At 46.5% G+C, this 17,828-nt stretch carries 22 protein-coding genes; 16 read left to right on the top strand and 6 right to left on the bottom strand.

Annotation, left to right across the window (positions count from 1 at the left end; genetic code table 11):
• Positions 1–10 precede the first annotated feature (10 nt).
• Positions 11–415 carry a hypothetical protein gene (locus EDC63_RS02815; RefSeq protein WP_124947489.1) on the bottom strand — a complete coding sequence of 135 codons (405 nt, stop codon included), beginning with the start codon at positions 413–415 and terminating at the stop codon, positions 11–13.
• A 370-nt stretch (positions 416–785) separates the two neighbouring features.
• Here EDC63_RS02815 and EDC63_RS02810 point away from each other — a divergent pair, with 370 nt between their 5' ends.
• From EDC63_RS02810 to EDC63_RS02790, 5 genes are all read left to right on the top strand, one after another.
• Positions 786–1,058 carry a type II toxin-antitoxin system Phd/YefM family antitoxin gene (locus EDC63_RS02810; RefSeq protein ID WP_223248405.1) on the top strand — a complete coding sequence of 91 codons (273 nt, stop codon included), beginning with the start codon at positions 786–788 and terminating at the stop codon, positions 1,056–1,058.
• Positions 1,055–1,333, top strand: coding sequence for a type II toxin-antitoxin system RelE/ParE family toxin (locus tag EDC63_RS02805; protein WP_124947491.1), 279 nt, complete (start codon positions 1,055–1,057; stop codon positions 1,331–1,333). The genes EDC63_RS02810 and EDC63_RS02805 overlap by 4 nt, the downstream gene beginning before the upstream one ends.
• Positions 1,334–1,602: 269 nt before the next feature.
• Positions 1,603–2,139, top strand: coding sequence for a MarR family winged helix-turn-helix transcriptional regulator (locus EDC63_RS02800; protein ID WP_223248406.1), 537 nt, complete (start codon positions 1,603–1,605; stop codon positions 2,137–2,139).
• Positions 2,136–2,843, top strand: a complete 708-nt coding sequence (locus tag EDC63_RS02795) for a hypothetical protein (RefSeq protein ID WP_124947492.1) — start codon at positions 2,136–2,138, stop codon at positions 2,841–2,843. Before EDC63_RS02800 ends, EDC63_RS02795 begins: the two co-directional genes overlap by 4 nt.
• 271 nt (positions 2,844–3,114) lie before the next feature.
• Positions 3,115–3,444: a hypothetical protein gene (locus tag EDC63_RS02790; protein ID WP_124947493.1), complete on the top strand. Its 330-nt coding sequence runs from the start codon at positions 3,115–3,117 to the stop codon at positions 3,442–3,444.
• A 34-nt stretch (positions 3,445–3,478) separates the two neighbouring features.
• On the opposite strand, the gene EDC63_RS02785 is transcribed toward EDC63_RS02790, so the two are convergent.
• Positions 3,479–3,853, bottom strand: a complete 375-nt coding sequence (locus EDC63_RS02785; protein WP_124947494.1) for a hypothetical protein — start codon at positions 3,851–3,853, stop codon at positions 3,479–3,481.
• A 75-nt stretch (positions 3,854–3,928) separates the two neighbouring features.
• Positions 3,929–4,342: an AF1514 family protein gene (locus EDC63_RS02780; protein WP_124947495.1), complete on the bottom strand. Its 414-nt coding sequence runs from the start codon at positions 4,340–4,342 to the stop codon at positions 3,929–3,931.
• Positions 4,343–4,723: 381 nt separating this feature from the next.
• Between EDC63_RS02780 and asd the strand changes: the two genes are divergently transcribed.
• Together asd and EDC63_RS02770 are read left to right on the top strand one after the other, a co-directional pair.
• Positions 4,724–5,572 carry an archaetidylserine decarboxylase gene (gene asd, locus EDC63_RS02775; RefSeq protein ID WP_124947496.1) on the top strand — a complete coding sequence of 283 codons (849 nt, stop codon included), beginning with the start codon at positions 4,724–4,726 and terminating at the stop codon, positions 5,570–5,572.
• Positions 5,573–5,708: 136 nt separating this feature from the next.
• Positions 5,709–6,281, top strand: coding sequence for a hypothetical protein (locus EDC63_RS02770; RefSeq protein WP_124947497.1), 573 nt, complete (start codon positions 5,709–5,711; stop codon positions 6,279–6,281).
• Positions 6,282–6,310: 29 nt separating this feature from the next.
• On the opposite strand, the gene EDC63_RS02765 is transcribed toward EDC63_RS02770, so the two are convergent.
• Positions 6,311–7,243, bottom strand: a complete 933-nt coding sequence (locus EDC63_RS02765; RefSeq protein ID WP_223272268.1) for a helix-turn-helix transcriptional regulator — start codon at positions 7,241–7,243, stop codon at positions 6,311–6,313.
• 367 nt (positions 7,244–7,610) lie between these two features.
• Here EDC63_RS02765 and EDC63_RS02760 point away from each other — a divergent pair, with 367 nt between their 5' ends.
• From EDC63_RS02760 to EDC63_RS02750, 3 genes are all read left to right on the top strand, one after another.
• Positions 7,611–8,069: an outer membrane lipoprotein gene (locus tag EDC63_RS02760; RefSeq protein ID WP_124947499.1), complete on the top strand. Its 459-nt coding sequence runs from the start codon at positions 7,611–7,613 to the stop codon at positions 8,067–8,069.
• A 186-nt stretch (positions 8,070–8,255) separates the two neighbouring features.
• Positions 8,256–8,780, top strand: coding sequence for a lipocalin family protein (locus tag EDC63_RS02755; RefSeq protein WP_189836540.1), 525 nt, complete (start codon positions 8,256–8,258; stop codon positions 8,778–8,780).
• Positions 8,781–9,202: 422 nt separating this feature from the next.
• Positions 9,203–11,281: a multicopper oxidase family protein gene (locus EDC63_RS02750; RefSeq protein WP_124947500.1), complete on the top strand. Its 2,079-nt coding sequence runs from the start codon at positions 9,203–9,205 to the stop codon at positions 11,279–11,281.
• Between the two features lie 31 nt (positions 11,282–11,312).
• On the opposite strand, the gene EDC63_RS02745 is transcribed toward EDC63_RS02750, so the two are convergent.
• Positions 11,313–12,212 (bottom strand): LysR family transcriptional regulator, encoded by a 900-nt coding sequence (locus EDC63_RS02745; protein ID WP_124947501.1) that lies wholly within the window; start codon positions 12,210–12,212, stop codon positions 11,313–11,315.
• A 136-nt stretch (positions 12,213–12,348) separates the two neighbouring features.
• Here EDC63_RS02745 and EDC63_RS02740 point away from each other — a divergent pair, with 136 nt between their 5' ends.
• The 5 genes from EDC63_RS02740 (at position 12,349) to EDC63_RS02720 (ending at position 15,780) form a co-directional block, all read left to right on the top strand.
• Positions 12,349–12,897 carry a carboxymuconolactone decarboxylase family protein gene (locus EDC63_RS02740; protein ID WP_124947502.1) on the top strand — a complete coding sequence of 183 codons (549 nt, stop codon included), beginning with the start codon at positions 12,349–12,351 and terminating at the stop codon, positions 12,895–12,897.
• 83 nt (positions 12,898–12,980) lie between these two features.
• The gene (locus EDC63_RS02735) at positions 12,981–13,463 is read left to right on the top strand and encodes a nuclear transport factor 2 family protein (RefSeq protein WP_124947503.1); all 483 of its coding nucleotides are present in this window, start codon (positions 12,981–12,983) and stop codon (positions 13,461–13,463) included.
• Positions 13,464–13,468: 5 nt separating this feature from the next.
• Entirely contained in the window at positions 13,469–14,092 is a 624-nt protein-coding gene (locus EDC63_RS02730; RefSeq protein WP_124947504.1) for a pyridoxamine 5'-phosphate oxidase family protein, read from the top strand.
• A 161-nt stretch (positions 14,093–14,253) separates the two neighbouring features.
• On the top strand, positions 14,254–14,685 hold the full coding sequence (tnpA, locus tag EDC63_RS02725; protein WP_132920878.1) for an IS200/IS605 family transposase: 432 nt from the start codon (positions 14,254–14,256) through the stop codon (positions 14,683–14,685).
• Positions 14,686–14,850: 165 nt separating this feature from the next.
• A complete protein-coding gene (locus EDC63_RS02720) occupies positions 14,851–15,780 on the top strand; it encodes an MBL fold metallo-hydrolase (protein WP_124947506.1) in 930 nt (309 codons plus the stop codon).
• Positions 15,781–15,790: 10 nt separating this feature from the next.
• Here the strand turns inward: EDC63_RS02720 and EDC63_RS02715 are convergent, their stop codons facing one another.
• A complete protein-coding gene (locus EDC63_RS02715) occupies positions 15,791–16,462 on the bottom strand; it encodes a TetR family transcriptional regulator (RefSeq protein WP_124947507.1) in 672 nt (223 codons plus the stop codon).
• Between the two features lie 147 nt (positions 16,463–16,609).
• Here EDC63_RS02715 and EDC63_RS02710 point away from each other — a divergent pair, with 147 nt between their 5' ends.
• Positions 16,610–17,827: an efflux RND transporter periplasmic adaptor subunit gene (locus tag EDC63_RS02710; RefSeq protein ID WP_132920877.1), complete on the top strand. Its 1,218-nt coding sequence runs from the start codon at positions 16,610–16,612 to the stop codon at positions 17,825–17,827.
• Position 17,828: the final 1 nt, after the last annotated feature.

The raw sequence follows: 17,828 nt of genomic DNA, 5'->3' as shown, positions 1-17,828 counted from the left end.
GGTCCCGTCATTACACAGGATAACCATTGTCTTTCAGGGAGGGTCGAAATTTTCCAGTCAGCAGAGTCTTTATTTTGATAGGCTTGTATTGATTTGATTGGTATCCGTTTATGTTCCAGCTATATCGTTTTTTGTGGTTAATTTCTACCACGGGATAAAGACATTTTTTATTGGGATTTTTCATTACCAGTACAATTTTGTGCTGCTCATTCGTTTTTATATGTTCAAGCACTCGATACATTTGTGATTGGCATTGGCTATAAGTTGAATGCCATTCAACTGTTTTTGCCTTTAGATATAGCGCCCCGTTGCAAGCTCTTCCTGTTCCGTTGAAAACCCCGGTAAATTGATCGTTGGCCATAGCTAAAGTTGAGCCGAAAAAGGTGATTCCTATACATGCCAGTTTTATGCGCATATTGCACTTGCACCTGTTCTCATAATGGATAATGCGTATTTTAATTTTTGATCATACAAGGGATCACCAACATTATAATAAGTTGCAATGTTTGATGTTGACATGGGTTTCCATCCAAAATGTTGTAACCTTGAAGAGATAATCGGTGCGTTTGCTGTAAATCCTGAAAAGTGGGGCATATCTTTTGGATTTAACTTTGGCTAGTAATGAGTAAAAAATTAATTTAAACATATTGTTATTGAGTTTTATGTTGTGACATGAAGTGAATGATCGCGTCAAGATTCTTTGCGTGTACGATAATAATTTGGTGCCTTTACAGGTACTTAATATAGTGCTTTAATAAGTGCTAATTAAAGTATAGGAGGTAATTGTGAACATCGTTCCCGCCCAAGAAATCAAGCGTCGTGGCATTGCTGCTGTAGATGAAGCGCTCGCCAAAGGTCCGGTGCATATTATCAAAAACAACCGCCCGCAATACGTTGTGCTGACCGAAGAACTTTACAACGAGCTGATTGAATCGCAGGAAGAAGCTGCATTGGCCCGTATCAAGGCTTCGGTGACAGATGCCAAAGCAGGCAACGTTACTCGGCACAATAGCATCGAAGCGCTAATGCAACATCTGGATAGTGAACCTGCTGCATGAGTTGGTCGTTGGCTACAACGGCTTTCTTTGATCGCCGTGCACGTAAATTTTTGACCAAACACCCCGATCTCCGGCCTCGATTTATCGAAACGATGGAGCAACTTTGTGATGATCCTTTTCAACCCAGCCTGCGTTTACACCCTCTTAGCGGAAAACTCCAGGGCCTGCAGGCCGTAAGCCTTACCTACAGTTACCGTATTACACTGACTGTGCAGGTCACTGAACACGAAATTCTCCTGCTTGACATTGGTAGCCATGATGAGGTGTATGGGTGAGTTGGAGTCACGATTTTAAATTCGCTCCTCACCTTGGCATAATACATGTTCGACTAGTCACTTGGAGATTTCAATCGTTGTGAAGAAGATCGCCTTTCTGCGTCACTCCAACTGATGTGTCCTTAAGCTTGTTACGTCGATTTCATTTTGTTTCTTCAAAATACAACGTTATTGATGATATTCTCAATTCAAGAAATAAGAATATTGTTACTATAATTATGTTTATATATATGATATATTTAATTATTCTCATTTCATGAATTAAGAATATGGCTAAGATCAGTAATCGGCAGGTGGCGCTAAAACCACAGGATTTATATGTGCTGCTGGCTTTGTTAAGCCGAGGTGGTAGCCTTGCGAGTTACCAGGAACTGGCGGAACAGACTGGCTTGGCAGTCTCGGCAGTGCATGGTGCGCTCAAGCGTGCAGCGGTGGCACGGCTTGCCATGTTTGAGGATCGCCGCCCGGTGGTGCTGAAGCCTCAGCTGCGGGAGTTTGTGTTGCATGGCGCCAAGTACGCGTTTGCACCAGTGTGGGGTTCGCTGACACGTGGTATTCCCACGGCCTATGGCGCTGCACCGTTGAACAGGATTATTGCGCCTTCCAGCGATCCTGTGCCTGTGTGGCCGCACCCTAAGGGCACGGTGCGTGGGCTGAGCCTGGCACCGCTGTATCCTTCAGTGCCGGATGCTGCACTCAAGGATGAGCGCTTATATGCTGCCCTTGCCCTGTTCGACGCAATTCGGAGCGGCCAGGCACGCGAGCGTGATGCCGCTCAGAAGTTGCTTGAGGCGTTTTTTCAATGAGAGCGCAGTACCCGAATCTAGCCAAGGTTGAACTCATTGCTCACGCGCTCGGGACGTTGCGGGAGCAGTTGGTATTTGTGGGTGGTTGTGCCGTGGATTTGTTGCTGACTGATCCTGCTGCCGCGCCGTCGCGGGTGACTTACGATGTGGATCTGGTGGCGCAGGTGGCAGCTTTGGCGGGATATCATGCGTTGGAAAAGCAGTTTGCCCAACTTGGTTTCAAGCGGGATCTGGCGCAAGACGCGCCTATCTGCCGCTGGCGTTATAATAATCTGGAGGTGGATTTGATGCCCATGGATACAAGTGTTCTCGGCTTTGCCAATCGCTGGTATCCGCTGGCTGTGCAAACGGCACAGGAGGTCGTTTTGTCGGCTGGAATGGTCATTCGCCTGATTGCTGCACCCGTATTCCTGGCGACTAAGTTCGAGGCGTTTGCAGATCGGGGGCAGGGAGATTTGCTGGGTAGCCACGATTTGGAGGATATCGTTAACATTGTGGATGGCAGGCCGGAGCTTGTCGGAGAAATTTCTAACAGCCCCACGGATTTGCGGCACTATCTGGCTGATCGGTGTAAGGCGATTATGGCGATGCCAAATTTTGCGGACGCCTTGTCGGGAATGATTTTCCCGGATGAATCACTTGCCGAACGAGTGAAAATAATAAGGTTGAGACTCAGTCAAATTACGGAGTTGGATCCAGCGTGAAAACTTCTACCATCTTCCTGAAATTATTGAGCAAGTAATAATTTATGTAGAAAAGTCGGTGCAGTTGGTCAGTTTGATTAGCGAAAAATTGATCCGTTAATTGCACCAAATGGCAGGCCGTACGAAAAAACTCGCTGGGGCTCATATGGGACACCTGTCAAATATTTTTTACATTATTTTCAAGTAATTGCGAATATGAAGTGTGTATAAGTAATTTTTTTTATAAGCTAATATTACGTTCTGTTCAAAAAAAGAATGGGAGTATTTTGATATGAGTAAGAAGTTGAACGTATGTTTAATTGGGGTGATATTTGCTATATCGTCTTTTTCCGCCATCGCTGAACAAGACAATACGGTAACCGGAGATAAAGCCACAGATATGGTGGCAGATATTGTCGTGGCGCGTCCGCTGGGGTTGGTATCTACAGTACTTGGTACTGTGCTGACTGTAATTTCGCTGCCGTTTACCATTCCAACCGGTAGCGTGGGGGATACAGCCCGGGAATTGATTGTTAAGCCGGCGGAATATACGTTCAACCGGCCTCTTGGCGAATTCCATCATTGTGGTGAAGATCGCCATCCTTGTGGTGCCTCCGATTGATTCTTAAAAGCTGCCAGCTTTTATCGGGATTGCGTTAATCCATACACCCGTAATACATCGTGCAACTTACTTCTCCATCCAGACTTTCCGGGTGAACTGAATCAATAATGAGTTTTGCCATGTCAATTTCGTCCGGTGTGCCATGGGCGACGATGAGCATGCGATTCGCGTTCAGTTCGGCTTCGTAATCAGGTAGCCTTTCCCTTGGAATACAGGTGTATTGGGTCATGTCCAGACCATCCAGGTTGTCTATCACGGTTGCACCTTCTATCTCAGTGGCGCTTTGGTGATCCTTTTCAACGATGGACAGTTTGTGCATATCAAAGCCCGCACTGTGTAATTTTTTGATAGCAGTTTCTGCTAAAGAGTGGTTTGCGTAGGTTGCGATTAAAGAGTTATGTCCAGACATGGTATATCCCTCATTTTTAGATCTAACGTTTGCCAGGCATATGAATTCAGTATGCCTGGCAGGTTGCAGGGGTGATCAAGTTAGCTTGCTGGTCCAGTCGTCAAGAGGAACACAGGCTTCCTGAGTGGGGTTGTGTGGGTCGCGCAGTGCATTGATCTGGCAAATATATTCGATGCCATTTTCATCATGCAGATTGACGTATGGGCTGGGGCCATATTCTTCGAAAGCGCTGGAGTCGCCGTATATAAATTCGTATTCGCCATTTATATCCACTTCCAGTTTGCCACCATGGCTTTCGCCGTAATCATGCCAGCGTGTGTTGACGCTTCCCTCTACCACGGGGGACATTCTTGAGGTTTTCTTATCATGCCAAGCTACCATAACTGGTTCTATTATGTTTACATCGCTGTCAGCGACAGAGTTTGCGAGTACGCTTGCTTTCATGTAATCCAGGTCCTGGCCTGAATAATCAATGTGTGCTTCTTTCATGGGTGCCTCCTTAACGGTTAACTTGCTATCAGCGTGTTGCTATAACAAGTGAATAGGGAACAGAGTGAGTCAACTTTCGTCACAATGGTGAAGTGGTGAGTGAATGAAAATCCAGTTGAATTTAAGTATAGATATACTTGATTAATTTACTAGGTTATTTTTTAGTACCATGATAAGTAGCGATAAATAATCGGGTTTCACGGAAATATGAACCTCTCTAAGCTCAGCAACAAATTTTTAAGTCATCTTGTGACACTAGATATAGTGTCTCCATGTAATGTGTTTTTACAGATTTCTTTGGGGAATTAAAACAGATCGCTAGTTTCTCAAACCCGCATAAATCGGTACAATCTTGCGATTATTTAGATATTTACATTGAACATGTCCGATTTTTTCTCAGTTTTGTTGCAGTATCTCCTGCCTAAAAAGGCCATCACCGAATTTGGCGCAAACATTGCCAATGCAAAAGCAGGGCGCTTCACCACCCGTTTGATTAAGTGGTTTGTGGGTAGATATGGGGTAAATATGGCTGAAGCGGCGAACCCTGATATCGCTAGCTTTGCCAGTTTTAACGAGTTTTTTACGCGCCCTTTGCGTAGCGATGCGCGACCACTGGCAGCAGCAGATTTTGTTTGCCCGGTAGATGGTGCGATTAGTCAGTTTGGCAATATCGAGCAGGATCAGATATTTCAGGCTAAAGGACACAATTATTCCACTACCGCGTTGGTGGGGGGCGACAGTAATCTGGCAGCGCAATTTCAGGATGGTACATTTGCAACGCTTTATCTTAGCCCAAGGGATTATCATCGCATACATATGCCGTGCGATGGACGTTTGACCCGTATGATTTACGTACCAGGGGCACTGTTTTCAGTTAACCCAGCCACCGCACGCGGCGTGCCGGGCTTGTTTGCCCGCAACGAACGTGTGGTATGCGTATTCGAAACGGAACATGGGCCGTTTGTGTTAACGTTAGTGGGCGCAACTATTGTAGGCAGTATGGCTACAGTCTGGCATGGCGTGGTGAACCCGCCGCGTACGCGCAATGTCAGAGAGTGGCAATACGATCAGCAAAACATCCTGCTTAAAAAAGGCGATGAGATGGGGCGCTTTTTATTGGGTTCGACTGTGGTGATGTTGTTTCCGAATGGTTTGCTGGAATTCAATCAAACTTGGGCGCCTGCCGGCTCAGTAAAAATGGGTGAGGTAATGGGTGTTAAAGTAACGTAAGTGTTGCAATAAGTGGGTGTTGTTGGGAGTATTATTGAATCTGGTAAGTTAAGCCATGACCAGTTTCGATACAGTGTGCTAATCTCTACAGACACTATAAGAATGCAAGAGGGGAAATCGTATCTACAGGTTAATTATGAAACAGATTCAATATGGTTTTGTTTTCCTCAGTTTAATTTTTGCTGGCCAGGTGCTGGCAGCCGAGCCACTTGGTTTTGGACTTTCTAATAAATATTGTCTTGGCGATGTTTGTCTTGGCGACGCTGATGCAAACCATCCTGAGTTGAAAATAAGCGAAGAATTAAAAAAAGTTGCTAAATACAGGAAAGCACCTGTATGCCGTATCAATGAGGCCTCTGTTTATCTGCGGGATGTAAAATATAAAAATGGTTCAGAAGGTTCTATTTACCTGCTCGCCGACCCCGCTAATCTCAGTCCTAATTTAGAAAAATATTTTCGTATCAGCAGTATTACGGTGAAATTTTCACCTTTTCTTTCTCCCGAAGCGGTTAAGGCGCTGGAGCAGAAAATTGCCGGTCGTTACAAGATGGCCCGAGCAAGTGCGTATAGCTATGAAGCCAAGGACGGTAATCGGACGATACGTTTGACAGTATCAACTTGGGAATCCAGTCTTTTGATGACTGGGGTGGATGGTTCCGAATACGCAGCACAGCCAGGGTGCGCGCAGCAACAGGTTCCCAATCTGTAAATTTTTTTAGCTGTTTTTATTTTGAAATTTCAATAGTGCTTAAGCGCTTTGGTAAGCGCTTCTTTCACTCTTTTCCGTAGGGAATCTGGCCCTATTACAGTGACATCTGGCCCGTATTTTAGTATATCCATGATCAGTTCCCTGTCGTCACTGTAGGGAATTTCCAGCACATAATAACCATCCTTTTCAAATTTGCTGCGCTGTTCTGGATGCCAGGATTCAGCTGCAACCCAGCGTGCGCGCTCAGGTGTAAATCGCAGCAAGGCTGTTTGCTTTGCTTTGCCCGAGAAAATGCCATAACCAGACCCTAATATTTTATCCAGCATATTGGCAGAAACTGCTTTTGCAGGGGTATCCAACATACTGCCATGACGGATTGTATCGATAGAAAAACTGCGCAGTCCACTGCGTAAATGACACCAGGCATCCAGATACCAATTGTCGCGATAATATACCAGGCGCTGCGGTGACACTTCGCGCTCGGTCTCTGCATCATTTGAACGACTGTAATGGGTAATCTGCAAACGTTTTCGTGCAAGTAGTGCATGGCTGATAATCTCAAAATATTGAGGTGCAACCTGCCTGGCCGTCGCATGCAGGATTTTGATTCTGGACTGCACTTCTGTAGCTGTGTGATCACCACTCTCCAGCAACAAACTCAATCGACTCTGTAAGGGTTGGATATGGGGGCCTAGTAACCCCGGTTGAATATTGGCCAGCAAATGTTGCATGGTGAGCAGGGCGTGAATTTCTGAAGCGTTAAACCACAAACCGGGCAAGCCATACTTGGGTGCGTGGCTCTCCACTGTGCCAAAACGGTAGCCACCAGCAACTCGATTCCACTCAATGGGTGCATTCAGACGGTCTCGCAAGTATTCCAGATCACGTTTGAAAGTAGCGCGAGATACGCTCAGCTCATACAAAAAATCGTTAATAGGAACCAGTTTGCGATCATTCAGCATTTGGTCAATTTTGTAAAAACGTTCTGTTCTATCCATCTTTTCTGATTGTGGCTCATGGTATGAGCTAATAGTGTAGAGCTTTTAAGATAGGGGTATGAGAGAAAATTAGTATAAATATTTTACTGGCTCATCTCATGAGCCTCATGGCCTGCATACTACACAAATGAATAATTTAAACGGAGCCAGTGTCATGAAACGAAAAAGCCAAATCCTTCGCCTGCAATCCTATCTGCATGATCCTGATTTTTGGGTGTTTGTGGTGACCATTATGACTTCAATTGCAGTTATGATTCTGCCCGCCGGGTAGCAAATACTGGGTAATCTCCTATAATCAAAAACAGAAACTAATAACGAGGAGAAAAACACCATGAATTTGCGTTTTATATTGCCATTAGTAGTGACCACCGCCTTCTTTAGCGGATGTGCCGAAATGGGTAGTCTGGGTGGCACCAGGTATGGTGAAACCAGTAATGCGCCTGTAAGTCAGACTGAACGTTACGGGACAATAACCAAGCTGGAGTATATTCAGGTAGATGAAAACTACAAACTGGGTGTAGGTACTGCCGCGGGAGCTGTTGCTGGTGGTATTCTTGGTTCTGAAATTGGCGATAGCGGTACTGCAACCATCGCGGGTGCCGTTCTGGGCGGATTGGCTGGTACCTATGCCGAGAGCAAAGTACGCAAGCAGGATGCACAACGGATAATCGTAAGAATGAACACAGGCGGAACATTGACGATTGAGCAACCGGTAGATACGCGTTTAAGGTCCGGAATGAATGTACGTGTTGAAGGCAGTGGCCAGAATGCACGGGTGTTGCCGCGATAATATAAAAATTGTTTTCCTGTTTTGAACAGGGGCATTGTTTTGCGATTAAAACCACGTTGTTTGTGGGTATCTCAACGCTATGCCCCTTTTATTATTTTGAGTTTTAAACTTCTTTAGCGTTTCCGGATGGGAACTGATTTTTTAGCAAGAAGTTGCATTGGGTGTTAAATGAATCAGGAAATAATCATGAAATGGTTTTGGCTGGTACTTGTTATTGTGCTTTCAGGTTGCAGCGGGGTGCCAGAGGGCCTGCACCCAGTTTCTGGTTTTAACATAAATCAATATCTTGGCCGGTGGTATGAGATTGCCCGGCTAGACCATAGCTTCGAGCGCGGTCTGGTCAATGTGATGGCTGATTATCGCAAATTGCCAGACGGTCGGGTAGAAGTGCTTAATCGCGGGTTCAGTCCTGTAAAAAATGCCTGGCAGGATGCAAAGGGTGTAGCCCGGTTTCAGGGAGCTTCGGACATAGGCAGCTTGGAGGTGTCTTTTTTCTGGCCGTTTTATGGTGCTTATAACGTGCTAGTGCTAGATCCTGCGTATCGTTACGCGATGGTGGCTGGGCCAAACCGAGGGTACCTCTGGATTCTGGCGCGAGAATCGCGGCTTGATCAGGCTACGCTGGATAGGCTTGTTGCTAAAGCAAAAGCATTGGGATTTGCTACAGATTCGCTGATTTATGTTGAGCAGGGCCCTGTTAGCCAGCAGTAGCAAAGGGTGATGTTCTGTATCTCGTAAATCTTCGTCTGTATTTCAGTATTTAAACTTCATATCAAACAACTTTTTCGGCTTGAAGCTGCTGGGTGCATTTTTTTTTGCTTATTTTACAAATATTGAAAAATTTCATATTTTTTTCAATATGTTATTTCTTCTATTTGAAAAAATTATCAGCTCGTTTCTAATATAAATAGTCGAACACATTCTCCCCGGTCTTTCAAACACTCGTTAACGCCACCTGATTCTGCTAGCAGGGTGATTTTCACCCCATAACAGGGGCAAATTTGCCCAATTGAATGTTTCATTTATGACGCATATGATATTAGCTTAAAAATTATAATAATAATTTCTAGACAGATTGGTGGTTCTAGTCATAACGATGGTTCTTATATAAATATTTCATCAGGAGTGGGGAAATGTCAGTTAAATGGGAGTCTTTAACCTCTACAGCAAATGCTAATCACAGCTTGTTTGATGCATCTTCTGTTTTGAAGTTTGGCGCAAAAATGCGTCCGAATCATGGTGTTCCAGGACACCTTATCCTGACCGAGAAGATGAATAAGGTAGAAGTCCATCCAGCGCTTGGGTTAACAACGCCCATCTGGGGTTATGAAGGGAAGTTTCCGGGGCCAACCATTGAGGTGGATGCGGGATCAGAGGTCAGGATCACAGTGGTAAATAAGATCGCGGGCAATATTCCTTACGTGCATGTTGTGTCAGATGATGCAGCAGGTGGTTCAATGAATGACCCTGGAACAGAAGCCAGTTCTACAGACTCGCTTGATCAGGAAGAATCCATGAATGTGACAGGCCTGAATGCCTGGACTGTGGTTCATCTGCACGGTGGGCCCACCCATCCGGATAGCGATGGCTGGACCGATAATGTGATCGGAAAAGGTGAGCATGTGGAGATGCAATATACCTGCGACCGGGAAACCTACATGATGGAACATCCGCCGCAGACACCCAATGGAAAGCCTGTTAAGGAAAGTTATAAAGGTGGGGCTGCACCCATGTATTGGTACCATGATCACGCAATGGGAGTGACACGGTTTAATGTGTATGCCGGATTGGCTGGCGGCTGGCTGGTACGTGACCCGATAGAACAATTAATTGGTCTGCCTGTGGGGGAATTTGAATTACCCTTGATTCTGCAAGACCGTAATTTTGAAACGGTGGATGGTACAGCTACGGGTAATTTAACCGGACGTTTTTTGCATAAAGTACAAAGCAGTGTGCGTGAATGTTTTCCGCCTGCAACAATTGTAAATGGCAAGCTTTGGCCTCGTGCCATGGTTAAGAAACAGGTTTATCGTTTACGTATCGTGAATGGCGCCAACGCCAGAGTGTATCGTTTGCATTTCATGGGAATGAAAACCGCAGACGAAAACAGCCGCGAAACACTGCAAAACTACCAGGTACAGCAGATTGGCACGGATGGCGGGCTGCTAGGTAAAGCGGTGGACTTACCTAATGGCAATCTGATTCTTTCGCCGGGTGAGCGGGCTGATGTGTTACTGGATTTCGGGCAGATGGCAAAAGAAGGGTTTAAGCATGTGGTTGTTTATAATAGCGCCGCTGCGCCATTTAACGGTGAGCCGGTCACGAGTGATGCTGCAATTTATACGGGAAATCGGGATGAGTTTCGCGAGTTCCCTCAAGTGATGCGGTTTGATTTTTATGGTAATTTTATGCAACCGGGCATTAAAGGAAAATCAATCGAACATATGTCACTGGACCCGGCATTCAAACGCCTGCCAGCCAATCACAATGTGTACCCCGCAGATCATGGACACAACCTCATTGTGCTCAGGGAAGAAGATGTAGCAGAAGTTGATCCGGATACCGGCCAGACGAAGATCAAAACCATGCTGTTTCTTCATGAAATGATGAAGGAGGAAGACGCAGATAAAATGGGCATGAATATGTACAACATAAAAGTGTCTGACCCTGCTGATGCTACAAAAAAAATTCGTGCCGGAATAAAGCTCAAACTGACCGATGACCCGGTGACCTATGTCACCGTTGCCAAGCGGTTTAACGATATGACCAGCATTTTTATTGTAAAAGGCTCTTGGCAGCTTTGGAAGGTAATTAATCTGAGTCCGGATACGCATCCATTTCATATCCATCTTGTGCAGTTTCAGCCTATTAAACGTAAGAGATATGCTGCGACAAAGGCAAGTAACCCGATAGATAATGCGAAGTTTAATTTTACCTTCACCAAGCCGCCTGTTGATGTGGGTATAGATGATAACGAAGCGGGCTGGAAAGATACCGTCCGTGTTAACCCGGGTGAACGGGATGCCAACGATAAAATCATTTCGGCAGAAATGGTCATAGTGGCAGCACAATTCAATAAACATGCTGGGCGTTATATGTATCATTGCCATATTCTGGAGCATGAAGATACGGAAATGATGCGTTCATTTGTTGTGGTTCCCAAGGAAACCATGCCTTTTATGGGGCATATGAATCATCACCACCATCCATGAGTCTGTGTGTGCCGTTCCTGTTGGATCAGTTTTAGTTAAGAGCTGAATCTGCTCGCAAACGCTCAATAGCGAGATCCAGAAATGCTCTCACTCTTTGTGATGCGTGCCTGCCTTCATGGTGCAAAACATGCACAGGTAGTGGGGAGGGCTCAAATTCGCTTAGAACGGTCTGGAGAGTTCCTTCGCGTAATTGTGGGGCGACCTGATAGGATAATAGCTGTGTGAGTCCAAAACCACTCACTGCAGCAGTTACTGCGGAATCGTTGGTAGTGGTTGCTATGCGCGGCTGTAGCTTGATGCTGCGGGATACACCATTCACCATCAGCCGCCACTCGGGCGTTGGTGTTATGCCACTGACAGAAATAATGCTGTGCGCTGTCAAGTCATCGGGGTTTTGCGGAATGCCATGCTGTTCCAGATAGCTGGGGGCGGCACAGATCATGCGTCGCACCTGACCTACTCTTATCGTCTGCATAGATGAATCGGGCAGTTCGCCGATACGAATGGCCACTTCCATTCCCTCGTCCAGCATATTGACCACCCGGTCCAGGAATAAGCATGCAGCACTTACTTCGGGGTGGCGTTGCAAATACTCTGTAACAATAGGTGTCACATACTTCGCACCGAAAAGAACCGGGGCCGTGAGTGTAAGTCGCCCACGTGGGGCGCTGTGCATGCCGCTGACTGATTCATCGGCATCTGCCAGTTCTGCAATAATACGACGACAATCCTGCGCATAGCGTGCACCAGCATCTGTCACGCGTACCACACGTGTCGTGCGCGTTAACAGGCGTACGCCAAGTTGGCTCTCAAGCGTATTAATGGCACGGGTAACAGCGGGTGGTGAAATGTTGAGTTTACGGGCCGCACCGGCAAAACCGTTGGTTTCTACTACAGCTACGAAGACATTGATCAGATGAAGTCTATCCATATTATTCCATTTATCGAAATAGTGACTTGTGATTTATGGATATTCTATCTGTTAAAAGAATCAAATACCATTTGCTCATTCGCATAACGTTAGCGGATTCGGTAAATATCAAACTATGACTAAAAGGAGTTTCATCATGTCTCGCATTAGTATTCCAACATTAGAGCAATCCATTGATGCTTCAAGGCCACTGTTGGCTGCTGTTGAAAAACAATTGGGCGTTGTACCTAACCTGATGAAATTGGTGGGGCACAGTCCAGCCGCGCTGGAAGGCTACCTGTCGCTCAACGGCGCACTCGCCAAGGGTAAACTTAACGTACAATTGCGTGAGTTGATTGCCATGGCAGTGGCCGAGTTTAACGGCTGCGACTATTGCCTGTCGGCACACGATTACCTTAGCCGAAATGTTGCTAAACTTAGCGATAGTGAGATCCAGTCAGCTCGTGATGTTTTTTCCCATGACGGGCATACACATGCGGCGTTGCGCTTTGCTCGACGAGTAGCCGAGACTCGAGGCCGCGTTTCCGACCATGATCTGGCTACGGTACTTGATGCTGGTTTCGACGAAGCCAGTGTGATTGAAATCGTTGTTTCAGTGGCACTGAACGTTCTGACGAACTATGTTAACAATGTTGCACAGACCGATATTGATTTTCCCAAGGTTACCGCGAGGCTGGCAGCTTGAGTGTTGGTAAGCCAGAACGGGGGCAGAGCGTACCGCTTTGGCCCCGTTTTTAAACTTTGTAAAAGAAATAGTGGAGTCACATCATGACAAATAAACCCGAATCTGATCGCCCCCCTTTGCCGCCTTTTACCCATGAAACAGCTGTGCAAAAAGTACGCATGGCTGAAGATGCCTGGAACAGCCGTGACCCCAAACGTGTTGTGCTTGCGTACACGTCCGACAGCCAATGGCGAAATCGGGCAGAGTTTTTACAGGGGCGTGAAGCCATCGAGGCATTTTTGAATCGCAAGTGGAACAGAGAATTGGACTACCGGCTGATAAAAGAGCTTTGGGCTTTTCACGAGAACCGCATTGCAGTTAGATTTGCCTATGAGTGGCACGATGACAGCAATCAATGGTTCCGAAGTTACGGCAATGAGAACTGGGAATTTGATGAACATGGCTTGATGAGATTGCGCATTGCGAGCATTAACGACATGCTGATCAAAGAAAGCGAACGAAAATATTTATGGCCGGCAGGGCGACGTCCGGATGACCATGCTTCATTAAGCGATCTAGGGTTATAGCCATCATGAAGGATGCTTTAAGACGCTACTCAAGCGATATTGCTTTCACTGATTCCGTAAAAGCAATACAGACCCGAAAAAATTCTCGGCACGCCTATGCACGAATGGAACAATCAGGCTCGTGGGAAACCAGAATTACCCCTGACCTTAAAGTCTTTATCGCGGCGCAGACGAGTGTTTTCTTAGCAACGGCAAATGCTGAAGGGCAACCATATATCCAGCATCGTGGGGGCCCGGCAGGTTTCTTGCATGTACTCGATGATCATACTGTCGGCTTTGTAGATTATTCGGGTAATCGTCAGTTTATTACAGCAGGCAATCTCGCTGAAAATCCTAAATCTCATCTTTTTCTAATCGATTATAGTCAAAGGCGGCGTGTGAAAATCTGGGGTGAGTCAAAGGTGGTCGAAGCAGATGAAAATTTGGTCGCGCTTATGATGCCCCCAGGTTACAAGGCGCGCGCCGAACAAATTATTATTATAAATGTTGTTGCATGGGATGAAAATTGCCCTCAGCACATCCCACATCGTTTTGACGCTGCTGACGTTAAAACCGCACTGGTAATGCGCGACAAACGCATCGAAACGCTGGAATCCGAGATCGAAAAATTGCGCTTGTCAAAACGTTGAAACATTAAAAATATCATTCAGAAGTCAATATATCGTTGTCATATATTTAATATGGGCTTAAACTTTAATCATCGATTAATTTTCCATCATAAGGTTTAAACCACCGGCTTTAGCCGGTCAGCTTTAGCTGCGATAATATGCCGCATGAAGGGAGGTGCGTCATGGAATGCAGATATGGTAGCCATACGGTTTTTCAAATTGAGTATCACTTTGTATGGGTGACGAAGTACCGTTACAAAGTGCTGAGAGGAGAGATTGCGGAGCGAATTCGGGAGTTGGTGCGAGAGACCTGCGAAGCCTTTGAGATCAGGATAGTAAAAGGAGTGGTGAGCAAGGATCATGTGCACATTCTGGCTAGTTGCCCATCGACCATGGCGCCAAGCGAGATTATGAGGCGGATCAAGGGGCGCACATCGAGCAAGCTGTTCGAAGAGTTTCCACACCTGAAAAAGAAATATTGGGGCAGGCACTTTTGGGCAAGAGGGTACTTTTGTGCCACGGTAGGCCAGATGACGGAAGAAATGATTGAGCAGTATTTGGAACATCACTTTGAGCCGAGACCGAATGATGATTTCAAAATGGAACCCGATTAAGACGCGTCGTTCAGGCGACGCGTATCCGGACTTTCAGTCCGTAATTCAAACCCACCGGCTTTAGCCGGTGGTTGTTTAGTTAAGTTTGAATCAAAGGGAGGCAACACGAAGTGAGAATCCTTCTGTGTTCAAATTTAGCAAAATTTAGTCAGGCTAACTCATAATATGCAACGTACCGTACGCTTTACTGTTACCTGCTTGTTGCTAGTTGCCGCATTCCAAACTCATGCAGCACAACGCTGCGGTAGCGACGGAGTATGGATGCAAGTGCTAGGCTCTGGAGGTCCGGAGATGACAGATCAGCGCGCTTCCAGCGGTTATCTGGTGTGGCAGGATGGTCATGCGCGTATTTTGGTTGATATGGGGCCCGGCAGCATGTTGCGTTATGAGCAGAGTGGTGCACGCATCGAGGATCTGGACGTAGTATTACTGACACATTTGCATGTAGATCACAGTGCGGACTTGCCGACTTTGATTAAAGCTGCATTTTTTACTGAACGAACCAGAAGTTTGCCCATTTTCGGTCCAACTGGCAATGAGGTAATGCCAGATACTATTGCTTTTGTGGAAGCTTTGTTTGCCAGTCCCTCCGGTGCGTATCGCTATCGGTCTGGTTACCTGGCTGGCGATGAAGCATTTAGCTTGCTACCTCATAACGTACCAGCAGTGGGTATGGATGTGAAGCAAGTGATGGAGGGAAAAGGCTATAAAATTACTGCAGTACCGGTGAACCATGGCCCGATTCCTGCATTAGCCTGGCGAATTGATATTGCGGGTCGTTCACTTGTTTTTAGTGGCGATATGAATGGCGATAATCATACTTTGCCCAAGTTAGCCAAGGGAGCTGATCTGTTAGTAGCCCATCATGCTATTCCACAAAATGCGACGGGTGTTGCGCGTAATCTTCATATGCCACCCTCAGTAATAGGTGAAATTGCAGGTGAATCGAATGTGAAGCAATTGGTGCTTTCACATCGAATGAACCGCACTTTTGGTGTGGAGTCAGAATCTGAAGTTGAAATTCGTAAAAATTATACGGGGCCGCTAACGTTTGCTGAAGACAGGCAATGTTTTAAGGTGTCGATTCAGTATTAGCGTTGTGGGTTTATTTTTTCTTTGGAGCAGGTTTTGGCGGAACGATTTTTTGTTTTGGCAAGGATTGTGGCTCTTTCAGGCCCCTCAGGTAAGCATCGACAATGGGAGGGCCAAAGCTGGCCAGCGGGAACAATGTGTTGTCCAGAGTCCAGTTAACCACTAATCCGTCTACTATGGACATTAATCCCACTGCGGCTTGCCGTGGTTCAAGGGATTGGGGCAAAAAGCCGCGTTCGCAGGCCAGTTTGAAACCCGCTTCATTGATACTCAAATAGCGGTTTCCACACTCCAGATGGTTGTTACGGATGGTGGCCATTTCACCGACGTATTCGCATTTGTGCCAACTGATTTCCAGAACACGCAAGAACTGTGGTTCGCTGGCGACTCGTTCAAGGAAATAGACAGCGATATCGCGTAAAGCATCTACAGGGTTTTCTGATTCGTGGGCCCGCAAGTTGGCGAGCATGGCTTCAAGGGGATCAAATACACGTTGTATCATGGCCTCGAATAACGCTGTTTTGTTTTCGAAATGCCAATAGATTGCACCACGTGTCACTCCGGCTTCGGAGGCGATTTCAGCGAGCGAAGTATTGCTTACGCCACGTTCCTGGAATACCGCCTCTGCTGCATCAAGTATCGTGTTGCGGGTTTCCTGTGCCTGTTCCTTGGTTTTTCTTGCCATGGATTTCCTGTGGTTATTTTTATATAACAACTTAAATTATAGCAAAAACTTTACATACATGCATGAATGTATGTAACATACGTAAAAATCATTATACGTGTTTGTTGGCGCAGCTCGTAACTTCAAATTTTAATGTGGAGAAACACCATGATTCACCCGCTTTCAGTCCATTCCCGTTTTTCAATCAGACCGTTAATCCTCACTGGTCTGGCAGCGTTATTGGTCGCCGGATGCGGTAAGGGTGATGGCAAAGGAGCCGGAGGTCCGGGGGGTATGTTTGGCGGGCCCGCATCAGTTGCCATTACCACGGTACAACCCGAAACCCTGCCACTTATGCAAGAGTATACAGCGCAAATTCAGGGCTCACGCGAAGTAGAAGTCCGTGCAAGGGTGACGGGTATTTTGTTGAAGCGAAATTATTCAGAAGGGGCTGCCGTAAAAGCCGGGCAATCCTTATTTACGATTGACCCTGCGCCTTTTGCAGCCGCTCAGGCACGGGCAGATGCAGATGTAGCCGCTGCTGATGCACGCTATGCTCAAGCCAAGCGCGAAGCAATGCGCATTAAACCTCTGATCGAATCACGGGCCGTGAGCCAGAAAGAGTTTGATGATGCAGTATCGGCTGAAGCCATTGCCGCTGCAGATCTGCAGGCGGCAAAAGCACGTTCAAAAGAAGCGCAACTGAATCTCGGATGGACGCGGGTTGAGTCTCCGATTAGTGGGGTGACCAGTCGCGCGCTGAAATCGGAGGGTTCGCTGGTATCCGGTCCTGATGTTTTGTTGACTACAGTGACGCAGGTTAATCCTGCACATGTGCTTTTTGGCATTTCAGATAATGAGCGGCTAAAGCTGCATAACGAAGTAGAAGCTGGAAGGTTACGCTGGCCACAAGGTGGGCGATTCAAAGTTACGGTAACACTTGCAGATGGTAGCGAGTACGCGAAAACCGGTATGACAGATTTTAATGATATACGCATCTCACAAGATACCGGCACCAGCGAAGCCCGTGCTGAAATCCCCAATCCCGATGGTTTGTTACATTCAGGGGAGTTCGTGCGTGTTCGTCTTGAAGGAGCTATGCGTGAAAGGGCTTTTAAAGTTCCTCAGAGGGCAGTGCTGGAAGGACCTCAGGGAAAGTTCGTATTTGTCGTAGACAAAGACAGCAAAGCCGAAATGCGTAATGTGGATGCAGGGGAGTGGAACGGTCAGGATGTTATCGTCACCAAAGGTCTTAAAGCGGGTGATCAAGTGATTGTGGATGGCTTGCTGAAGCTTGGTCCGGGTGCGCCAGTGAAGATTGATACTGCACCTAAAACGTCAGCGCCGGCAAGTGAAGCGCAACCTGCAGTCAAGAAAGGAGGATAAT

It is taken from the genome of Sulfurirhabdus autotrophica (assembly GCF_004346685.1).
GTDB lineage: Bacteria > Pseudomonadota > Gammaproteobacteria > Burkholderiales > SMCO01 > Sulfurirhabdus > Sulfurirhabdus autotrophica.
Note: the sequence above shows the minus strand (reverse complement) of the source record. Positions and strands in the feature narration are given on the sequence as shown.

Excerpts from the sequence above, each read along its gene's own strand:
- EDC63_RS02815 (WP_124947489.1), bottom strand. The coding sequence starts at position 415 with ATGCGCATAAAACTGGCATGTATAGGAATCACCTTTTTCGGCTCAACT.
- EDC63_RS02805 (WP_124947491.1), top strand. The coding sequence starts at position 1,055 with ATGAGTTGGTCGTTGGCTACAACGGCTTTCTTTGATCGCCGTGCACGT.
- EDC63_RS02800 (WP_223248406.1), top strand. The coding sequence starts at position 1,603 with ATGGCTAAGATCAGTAATCGGCAGGTGGCGCTAAAACCACAGGATTTA.
- EDC63_RS02795 (WP_124947492.1), top strand. The coding sequence starts at position 2,136 with ATGAGAGCGCAGTACCCGAATCTAGCCAAGGTTGAACTCATTGCTCAC.
- EDC63_RS02790 (WP_124947493.1), top strand. The coding sequence starts at position 3,115 with ATGAGTAAGAAGTTGAACGTATGTTTAATTGGGGTGATATTTGCTATA.
- EDC63_RS02785 (WP_124947494.1), bottom strand. The coding sequence starts at position 3,853 with ATGTCTGGACATAACTCTTTAATCGCAACCTACGCAAACCACTCTTTA.
- EDC63_RS02780 (WP_124947495.1), bottom strand. The coding sequence starts at position 4,342 with ATGAAAGAAGCACACATTGATTATTCAGGCCAGGACCTGGATTACATG.
- asd (WP_124947496.1), top strand. The coding sequence starts at position 4,724 with ATGTCCGATTTTTTCTCAGTTTTGTTGCAGTATCTCCTGCCTAAAAAG.
- EDC63_RS02770 (WP_124947497.1), top strand. The coding sequence starts at position 5,709 with ATGAAACAGATTCAATATGGTTTTGTTTTCCTCAGTTTAATTTTTGCT.
- EDC63_RS02765 (WP_223272268.1), bottom strand. The coding sequence starts at position 7,243 with ATGCTGAATGATCGCAAACTGGTTCCTATTAACGATTTTTTGTATGAG.
- EDC63_RS02760 (WP_124947499.1), top strand. The coding sequence starts at position 7,611 with ATGAATTTGCGTTTTATATTGCCATTAGTAGTGACCACCGCCTTCTTT.
- EDC63_RS02755 (WP_189836540.1), top strand. The coding sequence starts at position 8,256 with ATGAAATGGTTTTGGCTGGTACTTGTTATTGTGCTTTCAGGTTGCAGC.
- EDC63_RS02750 (WP_124947500.1), top strand. The coding sequence starts at position 9,203 with ATGTCAGTTAAATGGGAGTCTTTAACCTCTACAGCAAATGCTAATCAC.
- EDC63_RS02745 (WP_124947501.1), bottom strand. The coding sequence starts at position 12,212 with ATGGATAGACTTCATCTGATCAATGTCTTCGTAGCTGTAGTAGAAACC.
- EDC63_RS02740 (WP_124947502.1), top strand. The coding sequence starts at position 12,349 with ATGTCTCGCATTAGTATTCCAACATTAGAGCAATCCATTGATGCTTCA.
- EDC63_RS02735 (WP_124947503.1), top strand. The coding sequence starts at position 12,981 with ATGACAAATAAACCCGAATCTGATCGCCCCCCTTTGCCGCCTTTTACC.
- EDC63_RS02730 (WP_124947504.1), top strand. The coding sequence starts at position 13,469 with ATGAAGGATGCTTTAAGACGCTACTCAAGCGATATTGCTTTCACTGAT.
- tnpA (WP_132920878.1), top strand. The coding sequence starts at position 14,254 with ATGGAATGCAGATATGGTAGCCATACGGTTTTTCAAATTGAGTATCAC.
- EDC63_RS02720 (WP_124947506.1), top strand. The coding sequence starts at position 14,851 with ATGCAACGTACCGTACGCTTTACTGTTACCTGCTTGTTGCTAGTTGCC.
- EDC63_RS02715 (WP_124947507.1), bottom strand. The coding sequence starts at position 16,462 with ATGGCAAGAAAAACCAAGGAACAGGCACAGGAAACCCGCAACACGATA.
- EDC63_RS02710 (WP_132920877.1), top strand. The coding sequence starts at position 16,610 with ATGATTCACCCGCTTTCAGTCCATTCCCGTTTTTCAATCAGACCGTTA.